Annotated in this window: 12 protein-coding genes; all 12 read left to right on the top strand. The window is 72.4% G+C overall.

The genetic code is table 11. The annotated features are described in order from the left end of the window. Window positions 1–448 precede the first annotated feature (448 nt). A complete protein-coding gene (gene fusA / locus ACFY7H_RS33645) occupies window positions 449–2,506 on the top strand; it encodes an elongation factor G (RefSeq protein WP_388946394.1) in 2,058 nt (685 codons plus the stop codon). A gap of 164 nt (window positions 2,507–2,670) precedes the next feature. Continuing rightward, a complete protein-coding gene (locus ACFY7H_RS33640; RefSeq protein ID WP_388946391.1) occupies window positions 2,671–4,119 on the top strand; it encodes an MFS transporter in 1,449 nt (482 codons plus the stop codon). Between the two features lie 115 nt (window positions 4,120–4,234). Beyond that, window positions 4,235–5,440: a trans-sulfuration enzyme family protein gene (locus tag ACFY7H_RS33635; protein WP_388946387.1), complete on the top strand. Its 1,206-nt coding sequence runs from the start codon at window positions 4,235–4,237 to the stop codon at window positions 5,438–5,440. Between the two features lie 64 nt (window positions 5,441–5,504). Further along, window positions 5,505–6,011 (top strand): MaoC family dehydratase, encoded by a 507-nt coding sequence (locus ACFY7H_RS33630; RefSeq protein WP_388946384.1) that lies wholly within the window; start codon window positions 5,505–5,507, stop codon window positions 6,009–6,011. Window positions 6,012–6,050: 39 nt separating this feature from the next. Further along, window positions 6,051–6,890, top strand: a complete 840-nt coding sequence (locus ACFY7H_RS33625; RefSeq protein ID WP_388946381.1) for a class I SAM-dependent methyltransferase — start codon at window positions 6,051–6,053, stop codon at window positions 6,888–6,890. After that, complete coding sequence (locus tag ACFY7H_RS33620; protein ID WP_388946378.1) at window positions 6,887–7,933, top strand: class I SAM-dependent methyltransferase; 1,047 nt, start codon at window positions 6,887–6,889, stop codon at window positions 7,931–7,933. Before ACFY7H_RS33625 ends, ACFY7H_RS33620 begins: the two co-directional genes overlap by 4 nt. Window positions 7,934–8,003: 70 nt before the next feature. Continuing rightward, window positions 8,004–8,897 carry a diiron oxygenase gene (locus ACFY7H_RS33615; protein ID WP_388946376.1) on the top strand — a complete coding sequence of 298 codons (894 nt, stop codon included), beginning with the start codon at window positions 8,004–8,006 and terminating at the stop codon, window positions 8,895–8,897. 33 nt (window positions 8,898–8,930) lie between these two features. Continuing rightward, window positions 8,931–9,791, top strand: a complete 861-nt coding sequence (locus tag ACFY7H_RS33610) for a hypothetical protein (RefSeq protein ID WP_388946374.1) — start codon at window positions 8,931–8,933, stop codon at window positions 9,789–9,791. Window position 9,792: 1 nt separating this feature from the next. Then, the gene (gene acpS, locus ACFY7H_RS33605; protein ID WP_388946371.1) at window positions 9,793–10,557 is read left to right on the top strand and encodes a holo-ACP synthase; all 765 of its coding nucleotides are present in this window, start codon (window positions 9,793–9,795) and stop codon (window positions 10,555–10,557) included. Further along, window positions 10,554–11,768 carry a methionine adenosyltransferase gene (gene metK, locus ACFY7H_RS33600; RefSeq protein WP_388946368.1) on the top strand — a complete coding sequence of 405 codons (1,215 nt, stop codon included), beginning with the start codon at window positions 10,554–10,556 and terminating at the stop codon, window positions 11,766–11,768. Before acpS ends, metK begins: the two co-directional genes overlap by 4 nt. A gap of 1 nt (window position 11,769) precedes the next feature. Beyond that, window positions 11,770–12,753 carry a carbohydrate kinase family protein gene (locus tag ACFY7H_RS33595; protein WP_388946365.1) on the top strand — a complete coding sequence of 328 codons (984 nt, stop codon included), beginning with the start codon at window positions 11,770–11,772 and terminating at the stop codon, window positions 12,751–12,753. Further along, window positions 12,750–13,432, top strand: a 683-nt coding sequence (locus ACFY7H_RS33590) for a homocysteine S-methyltransferase family protein (RefSeq protein ID WP_388946362.1), incomplete at its 3' end; no start/stop codon positions are given. The genes ACFY7H_RS33595 and ACFY7H_RS33590, both read left to right, overlap by 4 nt.

Raw genomic sequence — 13,432 nt, 5'->3', positions numbered from 1 at the left:
CCTGACGATCTTCACCATGGGCGTCGTTGCCCGTACGAGGGCCCGCCGCCCCCCCCCCCGCCCCCACCCCGCCCCCCCCCCCCCCCCCCCCCCCCCCCCCCCCCGCCCCCCCGCCCCCCCCCCCCCCCCCCCCGGGCGCCCCCCCCCCCCGCCGCCGGGGCGGTGTCCGCCGATGCCGAGCGAAGAGAAGGGGGAACCGGGCCATGCGTACCTACCGCACCGCCGCCGTCGTTCCTCCCTGCCGGTACGACGTGATCCCGGTGTCCCGCAGCGCGCGGTAGCAGCCGCGCGGCTGTCACCGTACGCCCGTCGACGCACCCCCCGATCCCCAGCACGGCCCCGCCCTCCCGGGCCGGCCGTGTGCCCCGCGGCTCCGCCGCGCGGCGGACCGGCGTCCGGGAATCGCGCTGCCCTCTTCCCACCCCAGGCATCCGAAAGGCCCCGGGTCATGCGCACCAACCGTCACACCAGCACCAGCAACACCGCTGCGGCCGCTGCCGTACGCAACCTCGGCATCCTCGCCCACGTCGACGCCGGCAAGACCACCGTCACCGAGCGGATCCTCTTCGCCACCGGCACCATCCACAAGCGGGGCGAGGTCCACGACGGGACGACCGTCACCGACTACGACCCCCAGGAACGCGACCGGGGCATCACCATCTTCGCCGCGGCCGTCAGCTGCGCCTGGGACGGGCACCGCGTCAACCTGATCGACACACCGGGGCACGTGGACTTCTCCGACGAGGTCGAGCGCTCCCTGCGCGTCCTCGACGGGGCGGTCGCGGTGTTCGACGCCGTCGCCGGTGTCGAACCGCAGAGCGAGTCCGTGTGGCGGCAGGCGGACCGGCACGGCGTACCGAGGATCGCGTTCGTCAACAAGCTGGACCGGGCGGGCGCCGACCTCGACACGGCCGTCGCCTCCATCCGGGAGCGCCTCGGCGCCGTCCCGCTGGTCGTGCAGCTGCCGGTCGGGCGCGAGGACGGTTTCACCGGGGTCGTCGACCTGCTGCGGATGCGCGCGCTGCTCTGGCGCGCCGGCGACGGCGGCCCGTACGAAACGGTGCCCGTGCCCGGACCGCTGCTGGAGGAGGCCCGGCGAAGGCGCCTGCTCCTGGAGGAGACGGTCGCCGGACTCCACCCGGACGCCCTGGAGGAGTTCTGCGCCCGCTCCGCGCTGAGCGAGGGGACACTGGTGCGCGCCCTGCGCGAGCTGACGCTCGCCGGGGACGGCGTGGTCGTGCTGTGCGGCTCGGCGTACCGCAACCGGGGGATCGAACCGCTGCTCGACGCCGTCGTGGCGTACCTGCCCGCGCCCGGGGACATGCCGCCGGTGCGGGAGCGGGCCGCCGACCCGTCGGAGCCCCTGGCCGCGCTCGCCTTCAAGGTGACGGCGACGCCGACGGGGCGGCTGACGTACCTGCGGGTCTACGCGGGCACCCTGCGCAAGGGGGACTCCGTGCTGGACCCGGCCACGGGCAGGACGGAACGCGTCGGGCGGATCCTGCGGGTGCAGGCCGACCGGCACGAGGAACGGGAGGAGGCGGTGGCCGGTGACATCGTCGCCGTCGTCGGGCTGAAGTCGGCGCGGGCCGGAACCAGCCTGTGCGCGCCGCAGGCGCCCCTGCTCCTCGAACCGCCCGCGGTGGCCGACCCGGTGGTGTCGGTCGCGGTCGAGGCGCGCGGCAGCGCGCAGACCGGGCGGCTCGCCTCCGCCCTGGCCCGGCTCGCCGAGGAGGACCCCTCCCTGGTGGTGCGGACCGACGCGGAGACCGGGCAGACCGTGCTGTCGGGGCTGGGCGAGCTGCATCTGGAGGTCGCGGTGGAGAAGGTCCGCCGCTTCCACGGGGTGGAGGTCGCCGTCGGACGGCCGCAGGTCTCCTACCGGGAGACCGTCGTGCGCGGGGTGTCCGGCTTCGTGTACCGGCACGTCAAACAGGACGGCGGCGCCGGGCAGTTCGCGCACGTCGTGCTGGACGTCGAGCCGCTGGAGGAGCCCGGCTTCGAGTTCCGCACGGCGGTCGTGGGCGGCCGGGTGCCGCAGGAGTACGCGCGGGCAGTGGAGGCCGGCTGCCGGGACGCCCTCGCCGAGGGCCCCCTCGGCGGGCATCCGGTGACGGGCCTGCGGGTGGTCCTTACGGACGGGGCGACCCACTCCAAGGACTCCTCGGAGATGGCGTTCCGCGCGGCGGGCCGGTTCGCGCTGCGGGACGCCCTGCGCGCCTGCGCGCTGGAGCTGCTGGAGCCGGTCGCGGAGGTCACGGTGACCGTTCCGGACGACGGGGTCGGCGCGGTCCTCGGGGACCTCGCCGCACGCAGGGGCCGGGTCACCGGCTCCGCCGGGCAGGCCGGGACCTCGGTGATCACGGCGACGGTGCCGCTGGCCGAGCTGTTCGGCTACGCGTCCCGGCTGCGCGGCCGCACCCAGGGCAGGGGCAGCTTCACCAGCCGTCCGGCGGGCCTGGCGGCCGTCCCCGCGGCGGTGGCAGCGGTCCTGACGGTCCGTTAGCTTCCGCGTGTGCCCCGTCCCGGCTCCGGCCGGGGCGGGGCACACGTGTGTCCGGGCGGGGATCCGTACGTGTTCTCACGCCTCTCTTACATACCCCCCATGGGTATGCTACGTTGCTACGCGAAGGTACCCCCCAGGGGTATACGACAGAGAGAGGTCAGGGCATGTCAACCGTCAATCCCCGGCGCTGGTGGGCACTTGGCGTGCTCGCCGCCGCTCAGTTCATGGTCATCATGGACACCTCGATCATCGGGGTCGCGCTCCCCGAGATGCAGAAGGACCTCGGCTTCTCCCAGGGCGAGCTCCAGTGGGTCTTCAACGCCTACGTCATCGTCTTCGGCGGATTACTGCTGCTCGGCGGGCGGCTCTCCGACCTGTTCGGGGCGCGCAAGATCTTCGCCACCGGCTGGGTCGTCATGATCGTGGGTTCGGTGCTCGCCGCCGCCGCGCAGAGCGCCTCGGTGGAGATCGCCGGCCGGGCCGTCCAGGGAGTCGGCGGCGCGCTCATCGCGCCCTCGGCCATGACCCTGCTGATGATCCTCTTCGGGCACAACCCCAAGGAGCTCGGCAAGGCGATGGCCCTCTACGGCGCGGCGGCCCCCGCCGGCGGTACGGCCGGCGTGTTCCTCGGCGGTGTGTTCACCGAATGGGTGAGCTGGCCGTGGGTCTTCATCATCTACGTCCCGATCGGCGTCGCCACCCTCGCCGCGACCAAGCTGCTGCCCGCCGTCCAGTCCCGCCGCGGTTCCGTCGACGTCCTCGGCGCCGTCGCCGTCACCGCCGGGCTCGCGCTCGCCGTGTTCGCCGTCGTCCGGGCCCCCGAGGTCGGCTGGGGCGCCACCGCCACCGTGCTGGAGCTGATCGGCGCGGCCGTCCTGCTGGTCCTCTTCTTCGTGATCCAGAAGACCGTCCGCGAGCCGCTCATGCCGCTCAGCGTGTGGCGGATCCCGCGCCTCGGCTCCGCCAACCTCGCGATGACGCTGCTCGGTGCCGCCTGGATCCCGATGTGGTACTTCCTCAACCTGTACCTCCAGCAGGTGCTGAACTACGGCGCCTTCGCCTCCGGTGCGGCGCTGCTCCCCATGACGGTCCTGCTGATGATCTTCATGACGGCCATCACCGCCCGCCTCATGGGCCGCTTCGGGGCGAAGCCGCTGATCGTGACCGGTCTGCTCGCCCTCGCCGCCGGGCTGGTCTGGCTGTCCGCCGTCGAGCCGACCGGCACCTTCCTGGTCGACGTCCTGCCCGCCTCGCTCGTCGCCGCGCTCGGCATGGCGCTCGCCTACATCCCGGCGATGATCGCCGCGATGTCCGGCGCCCCGCAGGAACAGGCCGGCCTCGCCTCCGGCATCGTCAACACCACCTACAACGTGGGCTCCGCCCTCGGCCTGGCCGCGCTGACCGCGCTCGCGACCACCCAGGGCGCCGGTGAGCTGGGCAACCTGCCCGCCCTCACCGACGGGTTCAGCGCCGCCTTCATCGGCGCCGCCGGCATCGCCGCCGCGGGTGCGGTGATCACCCTGCTCGTGATGAAGGGCGACAAGTCCGCCGCCCAGGCCGCCGCTCCCGCCGCCGACGCCCCCGCGTCGCGCAGCGAGACGGCGGGGGTGTGACGTACGGGGTCGCCCCCGCTCACCCAAGGGGTCGCCCGACGTCCTTCCCGGACGTCGGGCGACCCCTTTTTCCGTACCCGAACGAAAGGCAGACCCCTCGATGAAGGACCCCTCGATGAAGGACACCGCGATGAAGGACATCCGCACCCGGGCCGTGCACGTGGCTCACGAGCTCGAAGTCCCGGGCAGCCGGCCGCTGTCCGTGCCGCTCGTCCAGTCCTCGGCCTTCGCCTTCGACTCGGCCGACGAACTGGCGCGGGCCATGGCCGGACCCGACGGGGCGTACGTCTACAGCCGACGCGGCAACCCCACCGTGCGCGCGCTCGAACGCACCCTCGCCGGCCTGGAGGGCGGGGCCTCGGCCATCGCCTTCGCCTCCGGGATGGGCGCGATCAGCGGCGTCCTGCTCGCCCTGCTGCGCCCCGGCGACCAGGTGATCGCGCAGCGCTGCCTGTACGGGGGGACGTACGCGGCGCTGAACGACCTGGCGGAGCGCTACGGGGTGCGGGTCGACCACATCAGCGGTGACGACGTGGGGGAGTTCGAGGCGCTCGCCGGGCCCCGCACCCGGCTGCTCGTCCTGGAGACCATCGCCAACCCCACCGGGCAGGTCCCGGACCTGCCCGGCCTGCTGGCGGCGGCCCGCAGGCTCGGCGTGCTCAGCGCCGTGGACAACTCCCTGGCCTCGCCGGTTCTGTGCCGGCCCGTCGAGCACGGCGCGGACATCGTGTTCCACTCCACCACCAAGTACCTCGCCGGGCACTCCGACGTCCTGGGCGGCGCGGCCGTCTTCGCGGACGACGCGCTGCGCCGGGAGGTCTGGCCGCGCACGGTCGAACTGGGCGCCACCCCGGACCCGTTCGCCGTCTGGCTGACCCTGCGCGGGATCGCCACCCTGCCGCTGCGGATGCGCGAGCACTGCGCCAACGCGGGCCTGCTCGCGGAGCGGCTGGCGGCGCATCCCGCCGTGGCGGCCGTCCACTGGCCCTGGCTGGGAACGCACCCTTCGTACGCGAGGGCCCGCGAGGTGCTCTCCGGCGGCGGCGGGCTGCTCTCCTTCGAGCTGCACGGCGGCCGCGACGCGGGGCGCGCCTTCGTCGAGGGGGTGCGGCTGGCGCGGCTCGCGCTGTCGCTGGGCGGGGTGGAGACGCTGGTGACCCACCCCGCCAGCACCTCCCACCGGGAGCTGGACGAAGGGGCGCTGGCGCGCGCCGGGATCGGTCCGGGCCTCGTCCGGATGTCGGTCGGCATCGAGGACCCGGAGGACCTCTGGCAGGACACCGAACAGGCACTGCGGTCTTCTTTTGGGTTGACAAAATAATCGGCTGATTCGTAGATTGGTTCACGCCAGAGAAACCACTCCTCTCCGTCAAGGGGGTTGCGTGATGCGCTACTTCGAGGACTTCCGGACCGGTGACGTCCACGAACTGGGCACCGTCACCGTCACGGCGGAGGAGGTGCTCGAGTTCGGCCGGCGCTTCGACCCCCAGCCCTTCCACACCGACCCCGAGCTCGCCGAGCGGTCCCCGTTCGGCGGCCTGATCGCCAGCGGCTGGCACAGCGCCTCGATGTTCATGCGCCGTTACGTGGACGGGCTGCTCGCCTACAGCGCCTGTACCGGCTCCCCCGGCGTCGACGAGATCCGCTACCTGCGGCCCGTCCGCCCCGGGGACGTGCTCACGGCGCGCGTCGAGATCCTGGGCTCGCGCCCCTCGCCGTTCAACCCGCGCACCGGCGTCGTCCAGCCCAAGTGCACGCTGGCCGACGCCGACGGGAACGTCGTGTTCAGCATGGTCCTGCACAGCATCTTCGAGCGGCGGCCCGCCGAGTGCGACGCGCCGCACCCCGCCGCCGCCGAGGACCCCGTCGTCCGCGCGGGCTCCCCGGCCTGACCCCCGCCCCCCTGCCCGACGAAGCGAAGGGAGCCTCCCGTGGAGGCCGTATCCCGCACCGCCCAGTGGACCGCCGCCGCGCGGGCCCTGGAAACCGAGCGCGAGGACCGGCTGTTCGCCGATCCGTACGCGCGCACCGTCGCCGACACCATCGGCTTCGACCTGCTCGAGCGTTACGCCGGCGCCGGCACGGTGCCGTTCCTCGCCATCCGCACCACCTACCTGGACCGGGCCATCGTCCGCGCCGTCCAGGAGCACGGCATCCGCCAGGTCGTGTTCCTCGCCGCCGGCATGGACACCCGCTTCTACCGCCTCCCGTGGCCCGACGGCGTCACCGTCTACGAACTCGACCGCCCCGCCCTCCTGGAGGCGAAGGCCGAGATGCTCGCCGGGGAGCCGGCCCCGGCCGGACGCACCCGCGTCACCGTCCCCGTCGACCTCACCCAGGACTGGACGGGCCCGCTGGAGGAAGCCGGCTGGCGCGCCGACGAGCCCGTGCTGTGGGTCGTCGAGGGCCTCCTCTTCTTCCTCCCCGAGCACGCCGTGCGGGGACTGATCTCCACCCTCGCCGGGCACTCCGCCCCCGGCTCCGTCCTGCTCGGCGACGTCATCAGCAAGGCGGCCCTGCAGAACCCGCTGTCGCGGCCCTTCCTCAACTGCCTGGAAGAGGACGGCAACCCGTGGCTCTTCGGCACGGAGACCCCCGAGGAACTGCTCGCCGAATGCGGCTGGGACGTACGCGAGGTGCGCCAGCCCGGCGAGGACGGCGCCGACTTCGGCCGCTGGCCCTACCCGGTGCCCGCCCGCAGCGTCCCGCGCGTCCCGCGCTCCTTCCTGTTCACCTGTGACCTCCCCACCGCCGAGGTGAAAGCAGCATGACCGCCGTCGAGGACTTCCACCAGCGCGTCATCAGCGACGCCGGCGCCGCCGTACGCGGCCTGACCGTCGCCCTCGGCGAGCGGCTCGGCCTCTACCGCGCCCTCGCCGAGGCCGGCCCGCTCACCCCCGCCGCCCTCGCCGAGCGCACCGGGATCAACGCCCGCTACGCGGAGGAGTGGCTGCACGCCCAGCTGAGCGCCGGGTACGTCGAGCGCCACCCGAGCGCCGGCACGTACACCCTGCCCGCCGACCACGCCCCGGTGCTGGCCGACCCGAGCGCGGTCACCTTCGCCGCCGGGTTCTTCACCGCGCTCAAGGCCCTCTACGGCACCGAGGACCTGCTCGTCGACGCGTACCGCACCGGCGACGGCGTCGGCTGGGCGGAGCACGACCCCGCCCTCGACACCGGCATGGGCAGCTTCTTCCAGCCCACCTACGAGCACCGCCTCGTCGCCGACTGGCTGCCCTCCCTCACCGGCGTCACCGGCAAGCTGGCCGCCGGCGGCACCGTCGCCGACGTCGGCTGCGGCGTCGGCCACACCACCCTGCTGATCGCGAAGGCCTTCCCGCAGGCCACCGTCCACGGCTTCGACTACTCCGAAGAGGCCATCTCGATCGCCCGCCAGCTGGCCGAGGAGGCGGGCCTCTCCGACCGCGTCGTCTTCGACGTCGCCTCCGCCGACGACTACCCCGGCACCGGCTACGACCTGGTCACCTTCTTCAACGCCCTGCACGACATGGGCGACCCGGTCTCCGCCGCCCAGCACGTGCACAAGTCCCTGGACGCGGACGGCACCTGGATGCTGGTCGAGTCGAACGTCTCGCCCGACGACATCGACACCCAGACCCCGGCCGCCCGCATGTTCATGGCCCTCTCCGCCGTGATGTGCCTGCCCGTGGCCGTCGCCCAGCGCGGTCCCCACGCGCTCGGCAACCACTCCGGCGAGAAGGCCTTCCGCGCCATCGCCGAGGAGGCCGGCTTCACCCGCTGGCGCCGCGCGACCGAGACCCCGGTCAACGCCGTCTACGAAGTCCGGCCGTAGCCGGCCGCCGCATCGGCCGCGCCGCCCGGGCCACGGTCCCGGTCCACACCACACCACCCGAGGAGTCCCCATGGGCGTCAGCGCCCCCCTGCCGGTCAGCGACCGGTTCCTTGAAGTCCTCGAGCGGCTCAGCCACCGCTCCATCGAGGAGTACTACAACCCGTACCAGCAGTTCGACTGGCCCGAGAAGCTCGACGAGGGCCGCATGTGGATGACCCCCGAGCTGCTCACCGTCTACGGCACCCCCTTCTACGAGGAGCTCGGCGAGGAGACCCTCCAGCGCCTCTCCAAGTGGGAGAGCATCAACTTCTACAGCCTCAACGTGCACGGCATCCGCGAACTGCTCATCGAGGTCGTCGGCCGCATCCACATGCCCGGCTTCGAGGTGCCCTCGGACTTCTTCCACCACTTCATCGGTGAGGAGAACGAGCACATGTGGTTCTTCGCCGAGTTCTGCCGCCGCTACGGCGACAAGATCTACGGCTCCACCGCCCTGCGCGCCGACTCCGCCTGGGAGCCGGAGGTGGAGAACTTCCTCGTCTTCGCCCGCATCCTCTTCTTCGAGGAGCTCGTCGACCACTACAACACGCGGATGGCACGGGACGAGGACCTCTGCCATACCATCCGCGAGGTCAACCGCATCCACCACCAGGACGAATCCCGCCACATCGCCTTCGGCCGCGAGCTGGTCTCCCTGCTCTTCGACCGGATGCGCCAGGCCGTACCCGCCGCCCGGGTCGCCGAGGTCGAGGCGTACCTCAAGCGGTACGTGGTCTACAGCCTCAACTCCCTGTACAACCCGCACGTCTACCGCGACGCCGGCATCGCCGACCCGGTGGGACTGCGCAACGCGCTGGTCGCCGACGAGCGCCGCCGGCCCTTCGAGCGCAAGACCATCCGCAAGCCGCTCGGCTTCTTCCTGAAGACCGGGATCTTCACGGACGACGTCCTGCCCGTCGTCTGAGAGGCCCCACCGCCGCCCGAGAGGTGACTCCCCATGACCGCCATGACCACCGACAGCGCCAGAGACACCCGGGGCCTGCCGTCGCTCGGCCCCGAGGGCACCGCCCTGCTGCGGCTGCTCGACGACACCTTCGAGAGCTGGGGCGTCCAGGCGGGCGCCCGCTCGATGACCATGCCCCCGCTGCTGCCGGCCGCCGACCTGGCCCGGCTCGACTACTACGACAACTTCCCCCACCAGGCCGTCGTCGCCGCCCCGCTGAACCTGGACGTCCGGGAGACCAGCGAGTTCTGTACCGACACCGGCTGCTTCCCCTGTGACGCCCTGGAGCCGGCCGCCCTCGGCCTGCCCTCCGCGTCCTGCTACGCCGTCTACATCGACCACCAGGGCCGCCCGGCCGCCGACGACGAGCTCTTCACCGTGGTCGGCTGGTGCTTCCGCAAGGAGGCCCACTACGAGGGACTGCGCCGCCAGCTCGGCTTCCGCATGCGGGAGATCGTCGCCATCGGCACCCGCGAGCACGCCGAACAGCACCTCGCGGCCTTCACCCGGCGGATCAACACCTTCGCCGAGGCCCTGGACCTGCCGCTGAGCCGCGAGGCCGCCTGCGACCCCTTCTTCGACAAGGGCAGCTCCAAGGCCGTGCTCCAGCGCCTGACCCCGGTCAAGCACGAGTTCCTGTACGAGGACCTCGCGATCGCCTCCGTCAACACCCACCGCAACTTCTTCGGCGACCGGTGCGAGATCCCCCTCGCCTCCGGCGGCGGCCCCGCCTTCACCAGCTGTGTCGCCTTCGGCCTCGAACGCTGGCTGTCGGCGCTCACCCGCCGCCACGGCAGCTGGGGTGCCGCGACCGCCGCCGTCCTGCGCGCGAACGCGGCCGGGCCGGCGATCTGAGGTGCCGACCCGACCCGTCGCCGCCCCGCCGGCGGGTGGCCTGGGCTGGGCGAACCTCGGCATGGACATCGTGTCCGTCACCCGTGTCCGCCGGCTGCTCGCCCTCTACGGCGAGGACTTCTTCCAGCGCATGCTCACCCCCGGCGAACTCGCCGACTGCCGTACCTCCGCCAGGCTCGACGTCCTGAGCCTGTGCGGACGGATCGCCGCCAAGGAGGCGGCGTTCAAGACCCTGCGCGTCCGCGCCGTGTTCCTGCCCTGGCGGGACATCATCGTGCGGCGTTCCGAGGGCGGCTGGCCGCTCGTGGAGCTCCACCGGTCCGCCGCCGAGATGGCGACGCGGTCCGGTATCGCCGGGATCACCGTGACCATCAGCCACGACGTGGACTACGCGGTGGCGGTCGCCGCCCCCGTACTGGATCCCCTCGCCGTCCCCGAGCCGCTCCCGGAGACCGCGCCCGCCGCGCCCGCGCTTCCCCCCACCCCACCCGTACACAGCACTCCAAGGAGAAACACCATGTCCGAAGGCCTGCAGCTCGTGAAGAACTGGCTCCTCGCCCGCCACGAGGAGCTCGACGACATCGCCGGCGACCTCGACCTCATCGAGAACCGGCTCATCGACTCGCTGTCCTTCGTCGAGTTCGTGTTCCTGCTGGAGCAGCACAGCGGCCGCCCCATCCAGCTGGAGACCCTGGAGGTCGACGAGATCCGCACCCTCGACGCCATCCGCACCCACTTCTTCAGCGCCAAGGCGGTCCAGGCATGAGCAAGCGCCTGTTCACCTCGGAATCCGTGACCGAGGGCCACCCTGACAAGATCGCCGACCGGATCAGTGACACGATCCTCGACGCGCTCCTGCGCGAGGACCCGGCGTCCCGCGTCGCGGTCGAGACGCTGATCACCACCGGCCAGGTCCACATCGCCGGAGAGGTCACCACGACGGCGTACGCGCCGATCGCCGAACTGGTGCGCGGTGCCATCCTCGACATCGGCTACGACTCGTCAAAGAAGGGCTTCGACGGCGCCTCCTGCGGCGTCTCGGTGTCCATCGGCGCGCAGTCCCCGGACATCGCGCAGGGTGTGGACACGGCCTACGAGCAGCGCGTCGACGGCGAGGGCGAGGGCGACGAGCTGGACCGGCAGGGCGCCGGGGACCAGGGCCTGATGTTCGGCTACGCCACGGACGAGACGCCGGAGCTGATGCCGCTGCCGATCCACATCGCGCACCGCCTGTCGCGCCGGTTGACGCAGGTCCGCAAGGACGGGATCGTGCCCTACCTGCGCCCGGACGGAAAGACGCAGGTCACCATCGAGTACGACGGTGACAAGGCCGTCCGCCTGGACACGGTCGTCGTGTCCTCGCAGCACGCCGCCGACATCGACCTGGACTCGCTGCTGACCCCGGACATCCGGGAATTCGTGGTCGAGCACGTGCTGGCGCAGCTGGCCGAGGACGGCATCAAGCTGGACACCGAGGGCTACCGCCTCCTGGTCAACCCGACCGGCCGTTTCGAGATCGGCGGTCCGATGGGTGACGCCGGCCTGACCGGCCGCAAGATCATCATCGACACGTACGGCGGCATGGCCCGTCACGGTGGTGGCGCGTTCTCCGGCAAGGACCCGTCGAAGGTGGACCGTTCCGCCGCGTACGCGATGCGCTGGGTCGCGAAGAACGTGGTCGCCGCCGGTCTGGCCGCACGCTGCGAGGTCCAGGTCGCCTACGCGATCGGCAAGGCCGAGCCCGTCGGTCTCTTCGTCGAGACCTTCGGCACCGGCACCCTGCCCGACGAGCGCATCCAGGAAGCCGTCTCCGAGGTCTTCGACCTCCGCCCGGCCGCGATCGTCCGCGACCTCGACCTGCTGCGCCCGATCTACGCCCAGACTTCCGCCTTCGGCCACTTCGGCCGCGAGCTCCCCGACTTCACCTGGGAGCGCACCGACCGCGTGCACGCGCTGCGCAAGGCCGCCGGGGTCTGACATGCGCATCGCTGTCACCGGATCCATCGCGACCGATCATCTGATGACCTTCCCCGGCCGGTTCGCGGAGCAGCTGCTGGCGGACCGGCTGGACCGGGTCTCCCTGTCGTTCCTCGCCGACGACCTGGAAGTGCGGCGGGGCGGAGTGGCGGCGAACATCGCATTCGGCCTGGGCATGCTGGGACTGCGCCCGCTGCTGGTGGGCGCGGTGGGCGGAGACTTCGAGCCGTACCGGCTGTGGCTCAAGGAACACGGGGTGGACACCGACTCCGTACGCGTGAGCGACACCCGCCACACCGCGCGTTTCGTCTGCACCACCGACCGCGAGCAGAACCAGATCGCGACCTTCTACGCCGGGGCCATGGCCGAAGCCCGCGAGATCGACCTGCGGGAGGTCGTCGCCCGCTGCGGCAGGCCCGACCTGGTCCTGGTCTCCCCGGACGACCCCGAGGCCATGCTCCGCCACACCCGGGGCTGTCGCGAGCTCGGCATCCCCTTCGCCTCCGACCCCTCGCAGCAACTGGCCCGGCTCGGCCGGGACGAGGTGCGGGAACTGGTGGACGGCGCACAGCGGCTGTTCACCAACGAGTACGAGGCCGCCCTGCTGTGCGAGCGGTCCGGACTCACCGAGGAACAGATCCTCCGGCGGGTCGGCTCCTGGGTCACCACGCGCGGCGAGGCCGGCGTGCAGATCCGCGGCGACGGGCGCGAGCCGCTGACCGTGCCCGCCCTGCGGGTCGCGGAGGTCGTGGACCCGACGGGCGTCGGCGACGCCTTCCGGGCCGGTTTCCTCGCCGGGACGGCCTGGGGCGTCCCCGAACGGTACGCGGCCCAGCTGGGCTGCGCCGTCGCGGCGACCGTACTCGACCACGCGGGCACGCAGGAGTACCGCCTGGAGCGGGAACCCCTGCTGGCCCGGCTGCACGCCGCGTACGGCCCGGCCGCCGTGGCGGAACTGTCCGCACATTTGGGGGTCCTGGAATGAGCCGGACACTGAGGGAGGAACTCGCGACCCGCGTGGTGGTCGCGGACGGAGCCATGGGCACGATGCTCCAGGCCGCCGACCCCACACTGGACGACTTCCTGGGGCTGGAAGGCTGCAACGAGGTCCTCAACCTCACCCGCCCCGACATCGTCCGCTCCGTCCACGACGAGTACTTCGCGGTCGGCGTGGACTGCGTCGAGACCAACACCTTCGGCAGCAACCTGTCCGCCCTCGCCGAGTACGGCATCGAGGACAAGGTCTACGAACTGTCCGAGGCCGGGGCCCGCATCGCCCGCGAGTCGGCGGACGCGCACACCGCGAGGGACGGCCGGCCCCGCTGGGTGCTGGGCTCCATGGGCCCGGGCACCAAGCTGCCCACCCTCGGACACGTCGGGTACGAGCCCCTGCGCGCGGCCTACCAGGAGAGCGCCGAGGGCCTCATCCGGGGTGGCGCGGACGCGCTCCTCATCGAGACCACCCAGGACCTCCTCCAGACCAGGGCCGCCGTCATCGGCGCGCGGCGGGCGCTGGACTGGTGCGGCACGGAGGACCTCCCGCTGATCGTCCAGGTCACCGTGGAGGCGACCGGCACGATGCTGCTGGGTTCGGAGATCGGTGCGGCGTTGACGGCGTTGGAGCCGCTGGGGATCGACATGATCGGTCTGAACTGTGCGACGGG

Source organism: Streptomyces sp. NPDC012794 (assembly GCF_042901085.1).
Taxonomy (GTDB): domain Bacteria; phylum Actinomycetota; class Actinomycetes; order Streptomycetales; family Streptomycetaceae; genus Streptomyces.
The sequence above is the reverse complement of the archived record's forward strand: the minus strand, read 5'-3'. Positions and strand labels throughout refer to the sequence as shown.